General features: G+C 73.6%; 18 protein-coding genes and 1 pseudogene. 5 read left to right on the top strand and 14 right to left on the bottom strand.

Annotation, left to right across the window (positions count from 1 at the left end; all coding sequences use genetic code 11):
- The first annotated feature begins 14 nt into the window (after positions 1–14).
- The 3 genes from AC5PYY_RS09165 (at position 15) to AC5PYY_RS09155 (ending at position 2134) form a co-directional block, all read left to right on the top strand.
- Entirely contained in the window at positions 15–593 is a 579-nt protein-coding gene (locus tag AC5PYY_RS09165; protein WP_493896511.1) for a GNAT family N-acetyltransferase, read from the top strand.
- Positions 594–611: 18 nt separating this feature from the next.
- Entirely contained in the window at positions 612–1811 is a 1200-nt protein-coding gene (locus AC5PYY_RS09160) for a heparan-alpha-glucosaminide N-acetyltransferase domain-containing protein (RefSeq protein ID WP_493896510.1), read from the top strand.
- Between the two features lie 173 nt (positions 1812–1984).
- The gene (locus tag AC5PYY_RS09155; protein ID WP_493896509.1) at positions 1985–2134 is read left to right on the top strand and encodes a hypothetical protein; all 150 of its coding nucleotides are present in this window, start codon (positions 1985–1987) and stop codon (positions 2132–2134) included.
- A 91-nt stretch (positions 2135–2225) separates the two neighbouring features.
- On the opposite strand, the gene AC5PYY_RS09150 is transcribed toward AC5PYY_RS09155, so the two are convergent.
- Positions 2226–4718: a polyribonucleotide nucleotidyltransferase gene (locus AC5PYY_RS09150; protein ID WP_493896508.1), complete on the bottom strand. Its 2493-nt coding sequence runs from the start codon at positions 4716–4718 to the stop codon at positions 2226–2228.
- Between the two features lie 148 nt (positions 4719–4866).
- Positions 4867–5136: a 30S ribosomal protein S15 gene (rpsO, locus tag AC5PYY_RS09145; protein ID WP_066637271.1), complete on the bottom strand. Its 270-nt coding sequence runs from the start codon at positions 5134–5136 to the stop codon at positions 4867–4869.
- Between the two features lie 129 nt (positions 5137–5265).
- Between rpsO and AC5PYY_RS09140 the strand changes: the two genes are divergently transcribed.
- Together AC5PYY_RS09140 and AC5PYY_RS09135 are read left to right on the top strand one after the other, a co-directional pair.
- On the top strand, positions 5266–6261 hold the full coding sequence (locus tag AC5PYY_RS09140) for a DNA topoisomerase IB (RefSeq protein WP_493896507.1): 996 nt from the start codon (positions 5266–5268) through the stop codon (positions 6259–6261).
- Entirely contained in the window at positions 6258–6977 is a 720-nt protein-coding gene (locus tag AC5PYY_RS09135) for a PIG-L deacetylase family protein (protein WP_493896506.1), read from the top strand. Before AC5PYY_RS09140 ends, AC5PYY_RS09135 begins: the two co-directional genes overlap by 4 nt.
- Positions 6978–7053: 76 nt before the next feature.
- Here the strand turns inward: AC5PYY_RS09135 and AC5PYY_RS09130 are convergent, their stop codons facing one another.
- From AC5PYY_RS09130 to AC5PYY_RS09075, 12 genes and pseudogenes are all read right to left on the bottom strand, one after another.
- Positions 7054–8016, bottom strand: a complete 963-nt coding sequence (locus AC5PYY_RS09130; protein ID WP_493896505.1) for a DUF559 domain-containing protein — start codon at positions 8014–8016, stop codon at positions 7054–7056.
- 184 nt (positions 8017–8200) lie between these two features.
- On the bottom strand, positions 8201–9037 hold the full coding sequence (locus tag AC5PYY_RS09125; RefSeq protein ID WP_493896504.1) for an Fpg/Nei family DNA glycosylase: 837 nt from the start codon (positions 9035–9037) through the stop codon (positions 8201–8203).
- Positions 9038–9079: 42 nt separating this feature from the next.
- Positions 9080–9235 (bottom strand): annotated as a pseudogene (locus AC5PYY_RS09120) (PepSY domain-containing protein); the annotation flags it as partial.
- Between the two features lie 56 nt (positions 9236–9291).
- Positions 9292–12084 (bottom strand): phosphoenolpyruvate carboxylase, encoded by a 2793-nt coding sequence (gene ppc / locus AC5PYY_RS09115; protein WP_493896503.1) that lies wholly within the window; start codon positions 12082–12084, stop codon positions 9292–9294.
- A 54-nt stretch (positions 12085–12138) separates the two neighbouring features.
- Positions 12139–14202 (bottom strand): penicillin-binding protein 2, encoded by a 2064-nt coding sequence (gene mrdA / locus AC5PYY_RS09110; protein ID WP_493896502.1) that lies wholly within the window; start codon positions 14200–14202, stop codon positions 12139–12141.
- Complete coding sequence (locus AC5PYY_RS09105; RefSeq protein ID WP_493896501.1) at positions 14199–14693, bottom strand: rod shape-determining protein MreD; 495 nt, start codon at positions 14691–14693, stop codon at positions 14199–14201. Before AC5PYY_RS09105 ends, mrdA begins: the two co-directional genes overlap by 4 nt.
- Positions 14690–15496 carry a rod shape-determining protein MreC gene (gene mreC, locus AC5PYY_RS09100; protein WP_493896500.1) on the bottom strand — a complete coding sequence of 269 codons (807 nt, stop codon included), beginning with the start codon at positions 15494–15496 and terminating at the stop codon, positions 14690–14692. Before mreC ends, AC5PYY_RS09105 begins: the two co-directional genes overlap by 4 nt.
- Before the next feature lie 5 nt (positions 15497–15501).
- A complete protein-coding gene (locus AC5PYY_RS09095; RefSeq protein WP_493896499.1) occupies positions 15502–16545 on the bottom strand; it encodes a rod shape-determining protein in 1044 nt (347 codons plus the stop codon).
- 13 nt (positions 16546–16558) lie between these two features.
- Positions 16559–19156 carry a CHAT domain-containing protein gene (locus AC5PYY_RS09090; RefSeq protein WP_493896498.1) on the bottom strand — a complete coding sequence of 866 codons (2598 nt, stop codon included), beginning with the start codon at positions 19154–19156 and terminating at the stop codon, positions 16559–16561.
- 1 nt (position 19157) lies between these two features.
- The gene (locus AC5PYY_RS09085) at positions 19158–19640 is read right to left on the bottom strand and encodes a carboxypeptidase regulatory-like domain-containing protein (protein WP_493896497.1); all 483 of its coding nucleotides are present in this window, start codon (positions 19638–19640) and stop codon (positions 19158–19160) included.
- A complete protein-coding gene (locus AC5PYY_RS09080; RefSeq protein WP_493899352.1) occupies positions 19637–20242 on the bottom strand; it encodes an RNA polymerase sigma factor in 606 nt (201 codons plus the stop codon). The genes AC5PYY_RS09085 and AC5PYY_RS09080 overlap by 4 nt, the downstream gene beginning before the upstream one ends.
- Entirely contained in the window at positions 20242–21909 is a 1668-nt protein-coding gene (locus AC5PYY_RS09075; RefSeq protein WP_493896496.1) for a S8/S53 family peptidase, read from the bottom strand. The genes AC5PYY_RS09080 and AC5PYY_RS09075 overlap by 1 nt, the downstream gene beginning before the upstream one ends.
- Between the last annotated feature and the right edge of the window lie 41 nt (positions 21910–21950).

Raw genomic sequence — 21950 nt, 5'->3', positions numbered from 1 at the left:
GCGAGACTGGCGCGGTGAGCCACCCGCACGAGCAGCCGCCCCAGGCCGACGCGAGCGTCCGGACGGCGCGCCCCAACGACGCCCCGGCCGTCGGCCTCGTGCAGGCCTTCGTCTGGCAGGAGGAGTACGCCGCGATCCTCGACCCCGACGTCCTGGAGCAGCTGACCGGCCCGCGCTTCGCGACGGTCTGGCGCCAGTCGCTGGAGCATCCCCCCTCTCCCCGCCACCGCCTCCTCGTCGCGTGCGCAGGACCGCAGGTCACCGGGTATGTTGCGGTCGGCCCGGCGGAGGACGAGCCGGGCCTGGACGGTGACTCCGCCGGCGTCATCCTCGACGGCGGAGTCCACCCCGAGGCCCGGGGGGCCGGGCACGGCTCCCGGCTGCTCAACGCCGCGGTCGACACCCTGCGCGCCGCCCAGCCGCGCGTCGGGCTCGAGGCGGTCGCGACCTGGGTGCTGGCCGACGCCGAGGGCACGCGGGGCTTCCTCCGTGCCGCCGGCTTCGAGCCGGACGGCGCCTGGCGCGAGCGGGTCGTGGCCGAGGACGGTCGCACCGCCAGAGAGGTCCGGCTGGTGGCCGACACCTCCTCGTGAGCCAATAGTGGGGTGGGTATGCCGAGCGCGCGGGTGATCGGGGTCGACCTGGCTCGCCTGCTCGCGCTCCTCGGGATGTTCGCCGCGCACCTGGTGGACGAGAACGGCCCCGGGCCCGGTGACGTCGACGCGCTCTTCCAGCTCGTGGCCGGCCGGTCCTCGGCACTGTTCGCCGTGCTGGCGGGAGTCAGCCTCGCCTTCGTCAGCCCGCTGGCGGCGACCCGGCGCGACCCGGGGCCGTTCCGACGCCACCTCCTCCTGAGAGCCGCGGGCGTCGCCTTCATCGGCCTGTTCCTGGGCATGTTCAGCTCCGGCATCGCGGTGATCCTGGTCTACTACGGCGTCCTCTTCTGCTGCGCGCTGCCCGTGCTCGGCTGGGGTGCGCGGCGCCTGACCTGGCTCGCGATCGGGTGGGGACTGCTCAGCCCGATCGTCAGTCTCCTGCTGCGCGGGTGGCTTCCGGAGCCCACCCTCGCGGTGCCGTCCTTCGCCACGCTGCTGCTCGCGCCGGTGGAGACGGCCACCGAGCTGCTCGTGACCGGCTACTACCCCGTCCTCACCTGGGCGACCTACCTCTTCGCCGGCCTCGCCGTGGGGCGGGCCCTGCAGTCGCAGGGCACCCGGTGGCGCCTCATCCGCACCCTGCTGCTCGTCGGCGCCTGGTTGGCCACGGTCGCGCTCGCCGTGTCCGCGCTCGTAACCCGTGCGCCCGGCGTCCGGGAGGCGCTGCTGACCGGTATGCCGCTGGGCTCCTGGTCGGCGCTCGCGCGGGAGTTGCGCGAGGGGCTGCACGGCACCCACCCCGCGGACTCGTGGTGGTGGCTGGGGGTCTGGAGCCCGCATACCGGGAGCATCGTGGACCTGGCCCACACCACCGGCACCGCTGTGCTCACCCTGGGGTTCTGCCTGGCCGCGGTCCGACTCATCCCCACCGTGCCCTGGGCGATCCTCTCCGGTGCCGGACGGATGACGCTCACCTTCTACACCGCGCACGTCCTGCTCATGGCGAGCCCGCTGGGCGACGAGGGGTTGCTGGCGCGTGACACCGCCACCGGCTTCCCGCTGCAGGCGGGGCTCACCGTGACACTCGGCGCACTGGTGAGCGCCCTCGGACTCCGGGGCCCGCTGGAGTCGGGCCTCTCGGCGCTCGCGCGGACGGCCGGTCCCCCGGCGTCGAGCAGCACCGAACCTCAGGGCACCACCCACCCCCCTCGCTGACGCCGCCACGCCCCGTGGCGTTCACCTTTCGTTCATCTCCCCACCGCTGCGGCCCGCAGACCTGCACCGACATGACACGCCGCACCTCCGCTTCACTACCGCAAGGCGGCGGATTCGTGTACCTTAGGTGAACAGAAAGTTAACAACTTGACTCCACCAGGGAGGTGGCCCCCATGACCACAGTCCGCTCGCTGCCGCAGAAGCGCCCCACCCGAATCCTCACCTGGGTCCCCGTGACCGATGCGACGGGGCATACCCAGATGGAGATGCGCTGGCACGTCGGCACCCCGGCACCCCGCATCCGCCGCAAGGCGGCCGCCTGACCTCCACGCCGACACCGCAGACACGCCGAGGGCGGGCCCGGATCATCCGGGCCCGCCCTCGTGCTGTGCGGGTCAGTGTCTGACCAACGGCTCAGCCCTCGTCGGAGCCGTCCTGCTGACCACCCTGGTCGCCGCCGTTGCCACCACGGCCACGGCCACCGCGCCGACGACGCTGCCGCCGCGGACGGTCACCCTCCTCGCGGGAGCCCTCCTCGGAGTCGGCGTCGCTGCCCTGCGCGGCCACCGGCTCGGCGGGGGCCTCGGCCTCGTCGGCCCGGCTGCTCGCGGGGGCCTCCTGCGGCTCCGCCGCCGGAGCGTCGCCGCCCTGGCTCGGGGCCTCGGCGGCCGCCTGCTCACCGTCGACGACCGCGGCCAGCGAGAGCTTGCCGCGGGGGTCGATCTCCTTGAGCTCGACCTGGACCTTCTGGCCCACCGAGAGCACGTCCTCGACCGCGTCGATGCGCTTGCCACCGACGAGCCTGCGGATCTCGGAGATGTGCAGCAGCCCGTCCTTGCCCGGGAGCAGCGAGATGAACGCGCCGAAGGTCGTGGCCTTGACCACGGTGCCCAGGAAGCGCTCACCGATCTCCGGCATCTGCGGGTTGGCGATCGCGTTGACCGCGGCCCGCGCCGCCTCGGCCGAGGGGCCGTCGGTCGCGCCGATGTAGACCGTACCGTCGTCCTCGATGGAGATGTCGGCGCCGGTGTCCTCCTGGATCTGGTTGATCATCTTGCCCTTCGGGCCGATGACCTCGCCGATCTTGTCGACCGGGACCCGCACCGAGATGACGCGCGGGGCGTAGGGGCTCATCTCGTCCGGGGCGTCGATCGCCTCGTTCATGACGTCCAGGATGTGCAGGCGCGCGTCACGGGCCTGGGTCAGGGCACCGGCCAGCACGTCGGCGGGGATGCCGTCGAGCTTGGTGTCCAGCTGGATCGCGGTGACGAACTCGGTCGTGCCGGCCACCTTGAAGTCCATGTCACCGAAGGCGTCTTCGGCGCCGAGGATGTCGGTCAGCGCGGCATACTGCGTGGAACCGTCGACCTCCGCCGACACCAGACCCATCGCGATGCCCGCGACCGGCGCGCGCAGCGGCACACCCGCGTTGAGCAGTGACATCGTGGACGCGCAGACCGAGCCCATCGAGGTCGAGCCGTTGGAGCCCAGCGCCTCGGACACCTGACGGATCGCGTAGGGGAACTCCTCGCGCGTCGGCAGCACCGGCATGAGCGCCCGCTCGGCGAGCGCGCCGTGGCCGATCTCGCGACGCTTGGGCGAGCCGACCCGACCGGTCTCACCGGTCGAGTAGGGCGGGAAGTTGTAGTTGTGCATGTAGCGCTTGCGCGAGACCGGCGACAGCGTGTCCAGCTGCTGCTCCATGCGCAGCATGTTGAGCGTGGTCACGCCCATGATCTGGGTCTCGCCACGCTCGAAGATCGCCGAGCCGTGGGCCCGCGGGATGACCTCGACCTCGGCGGACAGCGCGCGGATGTCCTTGAGGCCACGGCCGTCGATGCGCACCTCGTCGCGCAGGATGCGCTCGCGGATGAGCTTCTTCTGCACCGCGCGGTAGGCCGCGTCGAGCTCCTTGTCGCGGCCGTGGAACGGCGCGTCCTCTGAGGTGTCGGAGTCGCCGGCGGCGTCCCAGTGCAGCCCGAGGAGCTTGCTCTTCATCGCGATCTTGATCTCGTCGAGGCGGGCCTCGCGCTCGGCCTTGCCGGCGATCTGCAGCGCCTGCGCCAGGTCGCTGGAGACGGCCTCCTCGACGGCGGAGTAGGCGTCGTCCTCGTAGTCGAGGAAGCGCGGGAACTCCTGGACCTCCTTCGCGGAGTTGGCCGCGAGCTCGGCCTGCGCCTCGCACAGGACCTTGATGAACTTCTTGGACTCCTCGAGGCCCTGGGCCACGACCGCCTCGGTCGGGGCCTGCTTGCCCTCGGAGTTGACCAGGTCCCAGGTGGCCTCGGTGGACTCGGCCTCGACCATCATGATCGCGACGTCACCGCCCTCGACCACGCGACCGGCGACGACCATGTCGAAGGTCGAGCGCTCGGCGTCGGAGAAGTTCGGGAAGGCCACCCACTGCCCGTCGATGAGGGAGATCCGCGTCGCGCCGATCGGGCCGCTGAAGGGCAGGCCGGAGATCTGGGTGGACGCGGAGGCCGCGTTGATCGCGAGCACGTCGTACTGGTGCTCGGGGTTGAGGGACAACACGGTGATGACGACCTGGACCTCGTTGCGCAGGCCCTTGGCGAAGGTCGGGCGCAGCGGGCGGTCGATCAGCCGGCAGGTGAGGATCGCGTCTGTGGACGGGCGACCCTCCCGGCGGAAGAAGCTGCCCGGGATCTTGCCGAGGGCATACATCTTCTCCTCGACGTCCACCGTCAGCGGGAAGAAGTCGAAGTGGTCCTTGGGGTGCTTGCTGGCGGTGGTGGTCGACAGCAGCATGGTGTCGTCGTCGAGGTAGGCGGTGACGGAGCCGCCGGCCTGCTTGGCCAGGCGCCCGGTCTCGAACCGGACGGTGCGGGTGCCGAAGGAGCCGTTGTCGATGGCGGCTTCGGCGAAGGTGATCTCTGGACCCTCCATGGGCCCTCCTTTTCTGCTCAACTCTGCTCACGGCGCGGGGCATCATCGTTGTGCCCGGCCGGTCCTGCAGGTGAGGGACGCGCGTCGGCCCCCCACCTCATACGCAAAGGAGCGGTTCCCGTGACGGGAACCGCTCCCCTGCGAAGTGTCAGCGGCGCAGGCCGAGTCGCTTGATCAGCGACCGGTAGCGCTCGATGTCGATCTCCTCGAGGTAGCGCAGCAGACGCTTGCGCTTGCCGACCAGCAGCAGCAGGCCGCGGCGGCTGTGGTGGTCGTGCTTGTGCTCGCGGGCGTGCTCGGTGAGCTCCTTGATGCGGGCGGTCAGCAGCGCGACCTGGACCTCGGGCGAACCGGTGTCGCCCTCGGTCGTGGCGTATTCCTTGATGATGTCCTGCTTGGCGGCAGTGTCGATCGCCATGGGCGACTCCTTCGTATGCGTTGCGCGGCGCCAACCCGGGCCTGTTCACCGGGGCACTCTCGATCCGCGGCCGTTCTGACGGCGTCGTTCAGAGTATCAGCGCCGCGACATCCGCCCTAATCTTGGGCCATGCCGCGGCTGCGCACCGTCTCCCCCTCCTCCCCCGGCTGGACCCGGCGCCGGGCCGGGCGCGGTTTCACCTACCTCGACGCCGCCGGGGAGCGCCTGCCGGACGAGGAGGTGGGGCGGATCAAGGCGCTGGCCATCCCACCCGCCTGGCAGGACGTCTGGATCTGCCCGCATCCCCGCGGGCACATTCAGGCGGTCGGGACCGACGCCGCCGGACGTCGGCAGTACCTCTACCACCCCCGGTGGCGCGAACAACGGGACCGCGCGAAGTTCGACCGCGTGCTGGCCGCGGCGGCGCAGCTCCCGACCGCCCGGCGCCGGGTCGCCCACGACCTGGAGCAGGAGGGTATGCCGCTCGAGCGCGCCGAGGCGGTCGCGGTGCGGCTGCTGGACCTGGGCTACTTCCGGATCGGCAGCGACGCCTACACCGACGCGAACGGCAGCTTCGGGCTGACGACGCTGGAGCGTCGGCACGTGCGGGCCCGGGGGCCGGTGCTCGTCTTCCGCTTCGTCGGCAAGTCCGGCGTGGAGCACACCATCGAGATCGACGACGCCGACGTCATCGCCGCGCTGGACCGGATGCGGCGCCGGCGCTCCGGCGACCGGCTGCTCGCCTACCAGGAGGGCCGGCGGTGGGTTGACCTGGACGCGGCGGCGGTCAACCTCTACCTCCACGACCTGCTGGGTGGTGAGCTCACCGCCAAGGACTTCCGGACCTGGCACGCGACGGTCCTGGCGGCGACCTCGCTGGCGCTGACCGCGGAGGCGGGCGACACCAAGGCCTCCCGGAAGAGGGCGGTGAAGGCGGCGGTCGAGGAGGTGGCGGCATACCTCGGCAACACCCCGACCATTGCCAAGGGCTCCTACATCGACCCCCGGGTCATCGATCTCTACGAGGACGGCACGACGATCGGCGAGGTGGCCCGCAAGCGGCACCGCTCGCCCGCGGCGCGCACGCGCGACCTGGAGGCAGCCGTGCTAGAGATGCTGGCATGAGCCTGGAGACCTTCCCGACCGACTGGCATCGTGCGCTGGCCATCGTGGCGCACCCCGACGACCTGGAGTACGGCACGGCGGCGGCCGTCGCTCGCTGGACCGACGAGGGCAAGGAGGTGACCTACCTGCTCGTGACCCGCGGCGAGGCTGGCATCAGCACGATGTCGCCGGAGCAGGCGGGCCCGCTGCGTGAGCAGGAGGAGCGCGACGGGGCCCGGGAGGTGGGCGTGGAGGACGTGCGCTTCCTCGAGGGCTTCTCCGACGGCGTCGTGGAGGCCGATCTGCGGCTGCGCCGCGAGCTGGCGCGGGTCATCCGCGACGTGCGGCCCGAGGTGGTGACCACGATCTCGCACGCCGAGACCTTCCCGAACGGCGGGCTCAACCAGGCCGACCACCGGGCCGTGGGGCTGAGCGTCATCGACGCGGTGGCCGCCGCCGGCAACCGGTGGATCTTCCCCGAGCTCGTGGAGCAGGAGCACGAGCCGTGGGACGGCGTGCGCTGGATCGCCTCCTCCGCGGGGCACACCCCGACGCACGAGTTGGACGTCACCGACAGCTTCGACCGCGGGGTCGCCTCGCTGGAGGCCCACCGGGAGTACCTCGCGGCCCTGGGTGCGGACTACCCCTCCCCGCGCGACCTGCTGACGATGATCCTGCGCGACGGCGACGCCAGTCCTCCCCGCTACGTCTGGCGCGCCCAGGTCTGGGAGCGATAAGGCGCCTGAGCAGTCGAAGAGTCCTCGTGCGTGGGCCCGATCCCGTGCATGAGGCACCTTGCGCTGCTCATGACGCTCAGCTGGCCGGCCGGGTCTGTGACCGGGCCAGAGCTGCCAGGATCTTGGCCCGCACCCGGCCCGGGTGATCCAGGTCCTCCCAGGTGAGCCGGACCACCTCGTAGCCGAGTTCCCGTAGCCGGTCCTCCCGGAGCTTCTCGGCGACCAGGGCGGCGTGGTCGTGATACTTCAGCCGCCCGTCGAACTCGACCACGACCCTGGTGCCGTCGAGGACGAAGTCGGCCCGCGCCACCAGCACCCCGCTCGGGTCTCGCACCTCGACCTGCGGGATCGCTCGCGGGAGATCGAGGCAGTGCAGCAGCCAGGCCGTTCGGGACTCACCCGCGCTCTCCCGCCGCCCATCGACCAGCTCCACGACGCGACGCGCCTGCGGCCGCCCGGGCTTGAGGCAGGCCAGCGGGAGCAGCGCCTTCATCGCACCGACGGTGGCCTGGCCGGTCCGGACGGCGCAATCCGCCGCGACCAGGCCCGACTCCACCCCGTGCTGCGCCGCCACCTGCAGGCACGCGAGCGCCGGAGGCACCACCGGCATACCGTCGAGCAGCGTCGCGTGCTCCAACGGCACCGGGGAGTGCACCCACAACCCGTCGCTCCGGTGGCCCCGCCCGTGCTGCAGTCGGCTGGCGTGGACGAGGTCGTCGACGGCGAACACGGCGACGTCATGCAGCGCCAAGGTGCTCTGGTGGCTGAGCGCTACGCCCCCGGGCTGCAGGTCCGCTGTCGGCATCGCCCCTGCCCAGGCTCGGGCACGGAGAGCGTGTCGCTCCCAGGGCGCACTGGCCTCCCAGGTCTGCTGCTCCACCAGCACGTCTCGGCGCAGCCGGATGAGCAGCCCTTCCGCGACCACCGCACGCACGTCCTTGGAGCTCAACCCCGCGCGCCGCAGAGCCGACGCCGCCAGCACCGACCCGTGCGCGTCCAGCAGCCGCCGGACGACCCGCTCCCTCGTCGTGGCATCCATGCGCGCCAGTGTGGCCGGAGGCGTGGTCCGGCCGCCGACCTTATCCACAGGCCCCGCAGCGGCGCGGCGCATGAGCAGTCGAAGATGCCTCAAGCGTGAGCCAGAACCCCTGCGCGAGGCACTTTCGACTGCTCATGTGCAGGCTGGCGTTGAGGCCGAGGTATGGGTGGGGATGACCTGTGCCCTACGTGCGGCGCTGGCAGCCGCCGCACCAGAAGAGGTTGCGGCCCGCGATGGTCTTGTGCCGGACGGTCGCGCCGCAGCGCAGGCAGGGCAGGCCGGTGCGCTGGTAGACCGCGAACTCGCGCGGGACGTCGGGCACCTCGCCCCGCCCGAGCGCCGCTGCGGTGTCCTCGAGCACGTCGTCGAGGGTGATGATCGTGCCGGTGCGGACGCCGTAGGGCATGAGCCGCACCAGATCGTCCCAGATGAGCTGCCAGGACGACCGCTTGAGCGAGCGCCCGGGCTTGAGCGGGTGCAGCCGGTGCCGCCAGAGCAGCTCGCACCGATAGATGTTGCCGACGCCGGCGAGCACCGTCTGGTCCATGAGCAGCTCGGCGACGGTCTTGCCCGAGCGCGAGATCGTGCGGTATGCCTCGTCCGGGTCGTTGACCTCCGTCACCGGCTGCAGCGGGTCCGGTCCCTGGCGGCGCACCAGGCGGTCGACCTCGGCCTCGTCGACCACCTGGCAGGCCATCGGGCCGCGCAGGTCGGCGACGTGAGTCTCGGAGAGCAGCCGCAGCCGCACCTGCCCGGTCGCCGCGGGCTCGCTGCCCGGCGGCTCCACCGGAAGCACGAACCACTTCCCGATCAGCCCGAGGTGGACATAGACCGTGCGCCCCTGCGCGAAGTCGACGAAGAGCAGCTTGCCGTGCGCCCAGGAGCGCTCGAGGGTGCTGCCGTCCAGCTCCGCAGCCTCCGCGGCGAATCGCCCCTGCGGACTGCTGACCTGCGGAATCGTGCCGCCGTAGGCCCGGTCGAGCGCTCGGGCCAGGCGGTGCAGCGTGTGTCCCTCAGGCATGGGCCGATGCTCTCACGCGCCCGGCGCACGGCTGGTCCGGCCTCAGCGTTCGGTCTGCAGCACCGCGCCACTGACCGCATCGACCAGCACGTCCACGTCGTCGTCCCCCGCGTCGGTCGCGTCGAGGCTGACCTCGACCTCCCAGGTGCCGTCGTCGTCGTCGCTGTCGTCGATCTCGATCGCGGCGCCGCCCGCCTCGCCCTCAGCGGTGTCGGGCCCTTCTTACGAGACGACTCTCATCTGCGGCCAGGTGCTCAGCCGGTGTTGCGCAGACCCGCCGCGACGCCGTTGACCGTCACCAGCAGCGCCCGCTGCAGCTCGTCGACCTCGTCGCCGGCAGCGTCGGTCGTCGCCGAGCCGTCCTGCCCCTCGGCGCGCTCGCGCAGCCGGCGCAGCAGCTCGACCTGCAGGTAGGAGATCGGGTCGAGGTAGTTGTCACGAACCGCCAGGGTGCGCTTGAGCACCGGCTGGTCGTCGAGCAGGTGCTCCTCACCGGTGAGCGCCTTGAGCTCGCTGAGGGTGAGCTCGAACTCCTCGCGGATGGTCGCGAAGATGTGCCGCAGCTCCTCGGGCACGAGGGTGTCGACGTAGTAGGCGGCGATCGACAGGTCGGTCTTGGCGACCGTCATCTCGACGTTGGAGATCACCGACCGGAAGAAGTGCCAGTGGTCCAGCATCTCCCGCAGCGTGTCCCCGTGGCCCGCCTCCCGCGCGGCCTTGAGCCCGGAGCCGACCCCGAACCAGCCCGGGATGATCTGCCGGGTCTGGGTCCAGCCGAAGACCCACGGGATGGCGCGCAGCCCCTCCAGCCCCTTTCCGGTGTCTGGCCGCTTGCTGGGCCGGGAGCCGATGTTGAGCGCACCCAGCTGGTCCACCGGGGTGGCGGCGACGAAGTAGGCCGGCAGGTCCTCGTCCTCGATGAGCTCACGGTATGCCGCGAAGGCGGCATCGCTGGCCGTGTCCATCACCGCGCCGTAGCGCTCGCGCTCCTCGGCGGTGGTGCGCGGGTCCCGGTGCAGCGCGCTGGCGCGCAGGACGGCCGCGAGCGAGAGCTCGAGGTTCTCCTGGGCCAGGGCCGGCAGGGAGTACTTGTCGGAGATGACCTCGCCCTGCTCGGTGAACTTGATCTCGCCCTCGAGCACGCCGCTGGGCTGCGCCAGGATCGCGTCGTAGGTCGGGCCGCCACCGCGGCCGACGGAGCCACCGCGCCCGTGGAAGAGCCGCAGCCGCACCCCGTGCTTGGCCGCGACGTCGCGCAGGGCCCGCTGCGCCTGGTGGATGCCCCACTGGCTGGTGAGCACCCCGGCCTGCTTGTTGGAGTCGGAGTAGCCGAGCATGACCTCCTGCAGGTCACCGCGCAGCCGCACCAGCTCGCGGTAGGCGGGCGTCGAGAGCATGGCGTCGACGAGGGCCGCAGCCCCCCGCAGCTCGTCGATCGTCTCCAGCAGGGGCGCGAAGCCGACGCGGGCGAAGGCCCCCTCGCCGCTGGCGTCGCCGTGCAGGTCGATCAGACCCGCCTCCCGCGCGAGCACGGCGGCCGCCAGCACGTCGTCGGGGCCCTGCGTCATCGAGATGATGTAGGTCTCGACGACATCCGGCCCGTAGGTCGCGACCGCCTGCCGGATCTCGTCGAAGACCGCGAGGGTCTGCTCCCGGGGTGCCGCCCGGGTCAGCAGCGGACGTCGGGAGCCGAGCTCCTCGCCGAGCAGCTCCAGCCGGGCGTCGCGGTCGAGGGCGTCGTAGCCCTCCTCACCCGTCGCCCCCGCCGCGTCCAGCATCGGGGCGAGCGCCTCGTGATGCTTCTCCGAGTGCTCGCGCACGTCGAGGGTGGCCAGGTGCAGCCCGGTGGCCGCGATCGTCTGCGTCGCCTGCGCGAGCCGGCCGTCGGCGACCAGCCCGCCCCCGTGCCGCCGCAGCGAGTCGGCCACCACCTGCAGGTCGGCGACGATCTCGTCGACGCAGGAGTAGTCGCGCCCCTCCTCGTGCGGGGTCCCCTGGTCGAAGCGCTTGCGGGTGTTGAGCAGCTTGGCCCGCACGCAGGTGAGCTTGAGCCGGTAGGGCTCCTGGGCGTTGAGCTCCAGCACCCGCTTGTCCAGGCCGGGCAGGTGGGCGAGGTCCTGACGCAGCGACTCCTCGAGCTCGGCCTCCACCTCGACGACGATCGTCGAGGAGGAGATCTGCGAGATGAGCACGTCCACGAGCGCCAGGGCCACGCCGATCGCGTGCCCGCCCTGCAGCCGCAGCACGTCGCGGGTCACGGCGGGGGTGACGAAGGGGTTGCCGTCGCGGTCGCCGCCGATCCAGCTGCCGAAGCGCAGCGGGGGGCGCGCGTCGTCCATGCGCACATCGTGCTCGGCGAGGAGGTCACCCAGGTGGCCGAGCAGGGCCGGCATCGTCGTGGTGAGGACCTCGTCGAGGTAGTACATCGCGTTGCGGGCCTCGTCGAGCGGCGTCGGCCGGTTCTGCCGCAGCTCGTCGGTCTGCCAGATGAGGTCGACCAGCTCGGCGAGCGCGCGGTCCTGGCGACGCCGGGCCAGGCTCTCCGGCTTGGTGGGCGCGGCCAGCAGGTCCGACAGGTGCCGGATCTTGGTGAGGATGCTGCGCCGCGAGGCCTCGGTCGGGTGCGCTGTGAAGACCGGGCGCATGTCGAGCTCGGCGACGGTGCTGGCCAGCAGCTCGGGGCCGCCGGCGTCCACGACGTCGCGCACCGCCGAGGTGAGCCAGCCGTCCTCCTCGGCCCGCGCGGCGTGGGTCCGCACCCGGTGGACCTGCTCGGCGGCGTTGGCCAGGTGGAAGTAGGAGGAAAACGCCCGCACCAGCTCGGTGGCCTGGTCCAGCGGGAGCTCGGCCAGCACCTGCCGCACCTCCTCGGCCGCGCCGTCGTCGCCCTCCTTGCTCGACTTCGTCGTGAGCCTGACCCGCTCGACGGCGTCGAGCAGACCCTGGCCGTGGTGCCGCACGAGGGACTGGCCCAGCATGGTGGACACCCGGCGCACATCGGCGCGGAGCTCAGGGCTGATGGGGTCGGGAGAGGTCGACTCGCTCACGACGTCGACCCTACGGCAACCCGCCGCACCCCTCCCAACCGCGCTCGTGACGGCTCAGGGAGCCTCGGCGCGCAGCGTCTCCCAGATCTGCCGCACCGCCGGCGCGGCCGCGTCGGCGCCGAGCCCGCCCTGCTCCACCACCACGACGACAACATACTCCGGGTCGTCAACGGGGCCGTAGGACGCGAACCACGACGTCGCCTCCTGGCCGAAGGACTCGGCCGAGCCGGTCTTGCCGGCGACGGGGTAGTCGACGTGCGGCCACCCGGCGAAGGCTGCGGCCGCGGTCCCGTCCGTCGTGACGCGCTCCAGCCCGTCCCGGACGATCACCAGGGTCTGCGCGTCCAGCGACACGCTCCCCTGGTCGCCCGCCGTCAGCTCCTCGACGACGGTGCCGTCGGGCCGGACCAGGGCATCGGCGACCTGCGGCGTCACCAGCCGGCCGCCGTTGGCGATCGCGGCATACACGACCGCCATCTGGAGCGGTGTCGCCGCGACGTCGCCCTGGCCGATCGCGACGTTGGCGGCGTCGCCGGGTCGCCACTGCCACCCGTCGACGCAGTTCTCCTGCGCCAGCTGCTCAAGGAAGTCACGGCGCTCCTCGTCCTCCTCCTCGGGATAGCCCGCCTCGGCCCGGCGGCAGGACTCCTCGCGGGTCGCCTCCCAGTAGTCCCGCTTCCACGCGCGCGAGGGCACGGTGCCCGCCTCCTCACCGGGGAGGTCCACCCCGGTCTGCCGCCCCAGGCCGAAGCCGCGCGCCACGGCGATGAAGCGGTCGGCGGCGTCGGACTCCTGCGCGAGCCCGCCCTGCTCGCGCCAGTGGTCGTAGGCCCAGCGGTAGAAGGTGGTGTCGCAGGAGACCTCGAGGACCTCCTCGAGGCTCAGCTGTCCGTAGCTCTCGGACTCGTAGTTGGTGAACCGCTGCCCGGCGATGCTCACCGCGCCCGGGCAGGCGTAGTCGGCCACGGGGTCGATACCCGTCTGCAGCGCCGCGGGCAGCGAGACCACCTTGTAGGTCGACGCGGGCGGGAACGTCTCGCCCAGCAGCCGGTTCACCAGGGGTGCGCCCCGATCGGCGTCGAGCAACCGTTCGTACTCCGCGGCGCTCACCCCGCGCGTCCAGATCGCTGGGTCGTAGGTCGGGAAGCTCGCCGCCGCCAGGACCGCTCCGGTGTCGGGCCGCAGCACCACCGCCGCGCCGCTGGTCGCGGGGGCACCCGCCCGCCGGGCCGCGCGCACCGCCTCGACCAGCGCGGTCTCGGTGGCGGCCTGGACCTCGACGTCGAGGTGGGTGCGCAGGTCCGCCCCCTGCTGCGGATCGGTGCGGCCGAGCTGCCCGGTGACGACGCCGCGCGGGTCGACGGTCACCGTCGTCCGGCCGGGTATGCCGCGGATCCGGTCGTCGTAGACCGCCTCCAGCCCCGCGCGCCCCAGCCAGGCCTGCCCGTCGACGCCGCCGTCGGAGGCGTCGACCTCCGCCTGGGTCGGCCGACCGAGATAGCCGAGCAGCTGCGCGGCGTTGACCCCCTCCGGCGCGGGGTAGTCGCGCACCGCGAGCGTCTGCACCTCGACGCCGGGGAAGTCCTCGGGCCGCTCGAGCAGGGCGAGGGCGGTGACCGGGTCGACGTCGTAGGCGATCGGGACCGGTTGGTAGGGGGAGCCGGAGAAGCACCACGGCACCGGCGGGGCGCCCTCGATCCCGCACAGCCGGGTGCGCCCGAGGAGCTCGTCCTCGGGCAGCCGCAGGGTCCGCGCCACCGCGCCGACCAGCTCCCGAGTCTGCTCCTCGTCCTCGAGGAGCAGCTCGGGCGGCAGCGTGACCACCGAGGTGGCCGCGTTGGTGACCAGGGGTATGCCGTCCGCCGCGAGGATCCTCCCGCGCAGCGCTGGCGTCGTGATCTCCCGCGTGCTGACCTGCGCCGCCTCGGTGGCCAGCTCGTCGTGCCGCCCCAGCTGCACCTGACCCAGCCGGCCCACGAGCAGTCCCCCGAGCACGAGCACCGCGGCGACGACGGCCCACCACGGGCGGGTGGAGCGACGACGACGGACGCGGGGCGGGGTGAGACCCGGTCTCGGCACCCGGACCTGGCCGCCACGCCCCCGCCGGACGCGGCTCATGCCCAGCCTCGAGTGGTGAGCCGGCGCTCGAGCCCCATGAGCACCGGCAGGAGCAGCACGGCGACGAGCAGCGTCATGCCCCACGACCAGGCCAGGTCGACGAGGAGCGCCTGCCCGACCCCCGCCGCCGCGGTGACGCCGCGCACGCCGAGGACGACGGCGGCGGCCACGGCGGTCGCGACCCAGGGCAGCACCGGTGAGAGCACCAACGCGCGGCGGACCAGCCCGAGCCCGAGGCCGACCGCGGCATACGTGAGGGCACTGGCACCCAGCGGCGAGGCCCCGGGCGGGACCAGGTCGATCAGCCACCCACCGGCCAGTCCGACCAGGAGCCCGGTCTGCGGGCGGTGCAGCAGCGCGGCCGCGGCGACGACGAGCAGCACGAGGTCGGGGCGGGCCAGTCCCGGCGGCCACGCGCTGGGCAGGAGCACCGCGGCCACGAGGAGCAGGCCACGGACCAGCACGCCGAGGAGCGTGCCGATCCCCCTCACGGTCCCTCCCCCTCGGCCACCACGACGGCGACGAGGTCCAGCGTGTCGGCGTCCACGTGCGGCGTGACGACGGCGGTCGCCGAGAGCTGACCGCGGTCCGGGTCGACCGACGTGACCGTCCCCAGCGGGATGCCGGGGGCGTAGGGGATGTCGTCGGGGCTCCCGAGCGTCGTGACCTCGTCACCGACCTCGACCGCGCTGTCGCCCAGCACGGAGAGGGTGAGCTCGCCGTGACCGCGCGCCGGAAGGCCGGGCTGGGGTCGGGCCGAGACGCTCCCGAGCGCTCCCTCGGGGCCGTGGCGGACCCCCACGACGACACCCGCGTCGCCGAGCAGCAGGACGTCCGCGCTCCGGGGGGCGACCCGCAGCACGCGGCCGACCAGCCCGTCGACGCTCACGACGGTGAGGTCCTCCCGGACCCCGTCCTCGCGCCCGACGTCGAGGGTCACCGTGCGGCCACCGACCGGCGTGGTGGTCGCGGAGAAGGCCACGACGCGCGCCGGCAGCATCCGCTGCTCCACCCGGGCCGCGGTCGTCGACCGCTCCAGCCGCCCGAGCTCCTCGGTGTCGCGCAGCTGCTCCTCGAGCCGCGTCACCTCCGCGGCGAGCGCGTTGCGCTCGGCGGTGAGGGCGGCCAGGTCGCCGTCGCTCCAGCCGGCCACGACCCGCTGGGCCGGGGCCACGACGGTCGCCACGCCCTCCCGGACCGGCTCGGCGAGCGCCGGCCGGGCCAGGTCGAGGACCAGCACCGCGGCCGTGGCTGCGGTGAGCCCGGCGGCGATCACGGTGAGCGGGCGCGGCATACCGCTCACCGCCGGGGCGCGCCCGCGAGCACCTGCCGCAGCGCCGCCATGTCGTCCACGCACGTCCCGGCCCCGCGGATGACCGCGTGCTCCGGGTCGTCGGCCAGTCGCACGGGCACGCCGAGCTCGTGCCGCAGCCGCTCGGCCCAGCCGCGCAGCAGCGCCCCACCGCCGGTGAGCGTGACCCCGGAGTCGAGCAGGTCGCCCGCCAGCTCGGGCGGGCACACGTCGAGCACCGAGCGGACCACCTCGACGACCTGGGCGGTGACCGGCTCGAGCATCCGGCGCACCTCCTCGCTGCCGAGCTCGACCGTGCGCGGGAGCCCGGTGGCGAGGTCGCGTCCGCGGACCCGGGTGATGAGCTCCTCCGCCAGCGGCCAGACCGACCCGACCTGCCGGATGATCTGCTCGGCTGAGCGCTCCCCCAGCAGCAGGTCGTGGGTCGAGGTCACCCCCTCGACCACCGCCTCGGCCGCCTCGTCGCCCCCGACCCGCAGGCTGCGCGCGTTGACCACGCCGCCCAGGCACAGCACGGCGACGTCCGTCGTCCCGCCACCGATGTCGACGACCAGGCTCGCCGTGGCCGAGGAGACCGGCACCCCGGCCCCGATGGCGGCCGCCATTGCCTCCTCGACGACGTAGACCCGTCGCGACCCGCACCGCATCGCCGCGTCCTCCAAGGCCCGGCGCTCGACGGCGGTGATGCCGCTCGGCACGCAGACGACCGTGCGCGGCCGCACCAGCCGGGTCGGCCGCACCCGCTCGACGAAGTGGCGCAGCAGCTGCTCGGTGACCTCCGCATCGGTGATGACACCGTCGGCGAGCGGGCGCATCGTCAGCACCCGCTCCGGGGTGCGACCGAGCATCTCGTAGGCGGCCGCGCCCGCCGCCACCATCCGGCCGGTCCCGGTGTCGACGGCCACCAGCGTCGGCTCGTCGAGGACGATCCCCCGGCCACGGACGTGCACCTGCGTGGTGGCGGTGCCGAGGTCGATGGCGAGGTCGCGGCCGAGCAGCGAGGGTCCGCCCGGGGCGCGCGAGGTGCTCACCCCGGCATCGTAGTCAGCCGGTGCGACCGCTCCCTCCGGCGCGCCAGGGGGCGCCCCACGCGGTGAACGCCCCGGCCAGCGGATGGGCGTCGAGGGCTGCCAGGGCCAGCGCCTCGTCGGCGGGCACACCACCCGCCAGCAACCGGTGGTAGCGCGGCATGTGATCCGCCGCGACCTCGTCCGGGATGCGGCAGGGCGCCGCCACGACGCTGCTCACCCCGAGCGCCAGCAACCCGGCGGCGAGACCGAGCGCCGCCGCGCCGCCGCGGTGCCGCGCCCGGCCGGAGTCGCAGGCCGACAGCACCACCTGGGTGGCGCGGATCGACGAGCGTTCGAGGTCGGCGAGGAAGGACGGGCCGTCCGCGAGGTCGAGCGAGGAGAAGAGCGGGCTGTCGTCGCGGTGCCGCCCGTGCGCGGCCACGTGCACGAGGTCCGAGGTATGCAGTGCCTCGGCCAGGTCGTCGCCTCGCGCGCACGCCGTGCTCCCGCCGTCGGACCAGACGTCCGCCACGGCGCGGATCTCGCCGTCGGCACGGGTCAGGCCCGGGCCGGACAGAGCGCGGACGGTGGGCCGGGTGACCGCGACGGCGCGCTCCGACCACGAGGTCAGGCTGGCCGCGGCCGGGGTGGGGTGGCCGCGTCTGCTCGGCAGCGCGCCCCAGGGCATCGGGACCAGCTCTGCGGTGGGCACCACGAGCACGCGGCCCTCGACCGCCAGCGGGGCGAGCACCAGGGCGTCCAGCGACCACAGCGACCGGGCGAGCGAGGCCCGGAGCCGGTCCTCCATCGGCCCTCCATAGGCCCGGGCGCAGGTCTGCAGGTCCACGACCAGGCGCTGCGCCGCCTCGTGGATCGGGCCGGTAGGCCCGAGCTCGACGAGCTGGCAGCGGCCCTCCCGCGCCACCACCGCCGCCAGGGCACCCCGGCGCTCGGTGAGATAGACGAGGCTGGCCTCCTGCGCCGCGACCATTGTGAGGGCCCGCGCCAGCCCGCGCCGGGTCACCGCCTCGCGGACGCCCGTGCTGCCGGGAGCCGACCAGGACAGCGCCGCGACGGACCGCTCCAGCTCGCGCACCCGGCCGCGCAGCGCCGTGGCGCGACCCGGATCGTCGCCGATCTGCTGGTGCAGGTGTCGCAGCACCGTGACACGGCGGGCCAGCTCGGGATCCTCCGGCGGGCGCACCGCCGGGGTGCGGCTGGCCGCCTCCCGCCACCGCTCCAGCGCCAGCAGGGTGCCGCGCGGGGCGCCGGCGGCGAGGTCGAGGTCGAGCTCCGCGAGATCTCGGGCGTAGAGGTGGGTGGCGGCCCGGACCTCCAGGCTCGCGCTCGCGGTGACCGTCTCGACGAGGTCGAGGAGCGCAGCCCGCAGGTGCCGGCGCGCGCTGGTGACGTCGCCGTGGGCGCGCGCGACCTCGGCGAGGACGCGGCGGGCACGCATGCGGGTGCTGAGCGATCCGACCCGGGTCAGCTTGGACAGCTGGCGCAGCTGCTCCAGCGCCGCGTCCGGCTGCCCACGGGCGAGCTCGACCTCGGCGGCGAGCAGGTGCGCCAGGTCGGTGGCGACCTGGTCGCCGTCGAGGGAGAATCCCTCGGCGAGCCGGCGCGCCCGCCGCGCCACCTCCGCGAGGCGGTGGCCCCGCTGCAGCCGGGCCTCGAGGACGCGCAGCTCGGCGCGCCGGTAGAGCCCCGGCGCCTCGCGGCGCACCAGCACGCGCCGCGCCCGCCGCGCGACCTCGGCCGCCTCCTCGGACCGGTCGAGGACGAGGTAGGCCCCGGCCATGTCGACCTGGATATCCCCGGCCAGCAGCCACTCCCCGCTCGTGGTGGCTGCGGCGGCGGCCTGACCGAGCAGCTCCAGCGCCTCCTCCAGGAGACCAGCCCGCAGCAGCGCGATAGCTCGCCCGTGCTGGGCGACGGCCACGGAGGCGTCGACGCCGAGCCGTTCCAGCTCACGGTGCAGGCGTAGGGCGCGCGGCAGGTCGCCGCGCAGCAACGCGACCTGGGCGATGTTGTGCCGCGCCATGAACTCGTGCTGGGTGAGCCCGTGCTCGCGCGCCAGCTCGGCGGCTCGGGTGAAGTCCTCCTCCGCCGCGGCCGGGTCGGCGCCGTCGCTGCGGACGGCACCGCGCGAGAGCAGCAGCTGGTAGCGGTCCAGCGGCCCCAGGTGGTCGACCGCGTCCAGCGCGAGGTCCAGCTGCCGCAGCGCCTCCTCGAGATGACCCGTGCGACCGGCGATCATCGCGCGTTGCAGCCGGCACTTCGCGACGAGCTCGGCCCGCACCTCGGGGTCCTGCACCACGCCGTCCTGGGCCAGCGCGAGGGCGCGTTCGGCCGTCGCCACCGCGGGCTCGGCACCCCGCCGCTGCACCAGGGCCGTGCTCAGCGACAGCAGCAGCCGGGCCTGTGCCTCGGGCACCCCGGCGTCGCCCCCACCCAGCGACCGGAAGCCGGGCACCGGCCGGTCCTCCGGGAGGGCGGAGAGCAGGCGCAGGGCCCGACGCAGCAACCGCTCTCCATCGGCGGGACGACCACCGACGTTGGCGCTGCGCCCCCGGTCGAAGAGCTCGGCGACCGGTGAGGCGCGGGCCCGATCCGACTCCGCCCCGGACACGTCAGAGGGCGAACGTCGGGGTCACGACGGGGCGGGCGAGCGGCGGGTGGACGACCAGGCGCGTCGGTCCGGCCGCCACGTCGACGAAGACGAACCGCCCGTCCTCGACATCGGTGCGCTCACCGCTGCCGTCCGGCCGGAGCAGCTCCACGTCGGCGCTGTCGCAGGTCAACCACCCGTCGACGCGCGCGCCGCCACGACCCGGCGTGACAGTGAGCATGATGCTGACGCTGTCGGTGCTGAACGTCATGGTGGCGGTCTGGTCGGGGTCGTCGTCCTCGCCGCGCACCAGGGCAGCCGGCTCCTGCGTGAGCTCGGCGACCTCGGCTTGCAGCGCCTGCACGGTCAGCGCGAACTTCACGTCATCCATCAGGCCGGCCGGGCAGGGGTCGAGGCGGTCGACCGTCTCGCGCAGCTCACGCAGCAGCGCGGCGTCGGTCTCGTCCAGCGGGGCGAGTGCTCCTGCTGTGCTGTCGTCGTTCATGCACCCACCCACCTCGGGTCGTCGGCGAGAGCACGCCGGAGCTTGTCCAGGCACCGGCCCCGGGTGGGGCCGATGCTGCCGCGCGGCATGCCCAGGGCCGCCGACACCTCGTCGTAGTCCGGGCGGTCGCAGAAGGCCACGATCCGCAGCAGCTGACGGCAGCGGTCCGAGAGCCCGCCGACGGCTCGCCAGAGCGCCTCCTGGCGCTCGGTGAGGATGGCCAGGGCCTCGGGGCCGACCGTCGTCTCCCCGGGGTCCACGGTGCCGGACTCGTCGTGCACCGTGCGGCGGGAGCGCCGGGCCACCCGCCAGCTGTCGCGCTTGACCGAGACGACCAGCCACCCGAGCACCGCGCCCGTCTCCCGGATGTCGGCGGCGTGGTCCACGAGGCGCAGCCAGACGTCCTGGACGACGTCCTGGGCGCTCTCCCGGTCGCACCCGTGGGCCCGGGCCACCTGCCACAGCACCGGGGAGGCGAGGTCAACCAGCTGTCCGAGCGCCTCGGTCTGCCCCTGCCGGTAGCGGGCGAAGCACTCCCCGGCACGGTCGCCGAGCGACACCTCTCGCTGGGCCGCCGTCTCCTCGCTGTCGTCGGTGAGCATCACGTCCACCCCAGGGTGGCGCCGAGCGCCGCACGGGCGCGGCGGCACATGGCCTCGGTCCCCGTGTCGTCGAGGTCCTCCGGATCCAGTCGGGCGGCCAGCTCCCCGGCCAGCCAGGGGGCGGCAAAACTCGTGCCACTCCATACCCCGAACCCTCCTGAGAGATCGTCCGGGTCGGCGGTGCTGCGGTGGTGACCGTCCACCCGGGTGGACCAGGCCGGGCCCCCGGAGCCGTTCAGGGTCTCGGGCAGGGTGCTGACGACGTTGACGCCCGGCCGGTGCGTCGTCACCCACGGGCCGGAGTTGCTGAAGAGCGCCACACTGCTCCGGTCCGGGTTGTGCGCACCGACCGCGACCAGGGGCGGCTCGTCACCACCGGGGGTCACCCCGGCCTTGGCCCCCCACCCGGCGGGATAGAGCGGAGTGCGGGTGCCCTGGTTGCCCGCCGCGGCGACCACGAGCACCCCTGAGGCCGCGAAGCTGCGCATCAGCTCGCGCACGCTGTGCTCCTCCCGCTCGCCGTCCTGGTGGTAGAAGCCCAGCGACAGGTTGAGCACGTCGATCACGCCGCCCTTCGCGCCGAAGTCGGTCCAGCCCTCCTGCCGCGCCTGCTCGTGCCCCACGAGCAACTGACGCAGCAGATGCTGCACATCGCCCTCAGCCGCGATCCCGGCGCTGTCCAGCACGGGCAGCCCGACCACGCGCGCAGCGGGAGCCTGCTGACGGATGATGCCCGCGATGAAGGTGCCGTGCCCCGAGAGCGCGTCCAGCACGCCGCTGAGGTCCTGCCGCACCCCGCTCCCTTCCGGATCGACCTCGCCGGGGGCCCGCCTCAGGTCGGCGTCGAGCAGCATGTCCAGCTGCTCCACGCCGGACGAGGCACCGAACCACGGGTGTGCGCCGATCCCGGTGTCCGGGACGACGACCACGGGCCGCCGCGTGGCTCGCTTCTCCGGCAGGTGCGCGGCGGGGTCCGGCAGCGGCACGCTGACCGGTGTCCGCCCGGCCACCACCACCGTGTGGCCGGTGCTCTGGCCACCCCAGTACATCCCGTTGCCCTGGCCACCCCAGTACATCCCGTTGCCCTGGCCACCCCAGTACATCCCGTTGCCGCCGCCGGGGATGACGAGGTGCTCGAGGTCCACGACGTCCACGCCGGCCTCGCGCGCCACGAGCAGCAGCTCCCACGGGTCGGGCGCACCCTCGGCGCCCTCGTCCGTCCGCACGTGGACCCGGGTCTGGGAGGCGCGGTCGAGCTCGGCGAGGGAGAGCCGGCCGATCTGCGCCTTGGCCTCCAGCTGGGTGATCCGAGCCTCCCACCCCTGGTCCATCGCACCGCGCGGTGCGTCCTGTGGCGTGACGCGCCCCGAGCCCTCGCCGTCCAGCACGCCGCTCAGCCACCGGGAGAAGGACTCCTCCCGCGCGTCCGGGAGGAGACGCACGGGCAGACCGGCCTCGCGCAGCGCGCCCTCGAGCCGCGCGATCCGGTCCGGCGCCGACACCCCCAGCAGCCCGCGCACGAGCAGCCGCCCGTTGAGGTATGCCGTGGGAGAGGGCACGGAACCGTCGCGCGGCCGCGGCGCGGTCTCCGGATCGAGGAGACGCGCGTCGTAGCGACGCAGGATCTCCGGGGGCAGGACGAGGACGAAGTCGTCGTGGTGCGGCATTCAGGGCCTCCTCGCACAGCTCGCCCCTGCGGGACCAGCCT

Source organism: Serinicoccus sp. JS2-9 (genome assembly GCF_059025165.1).
This window is presented reverse-complemented; position numbering and strand designations above follow the sequence as displayed.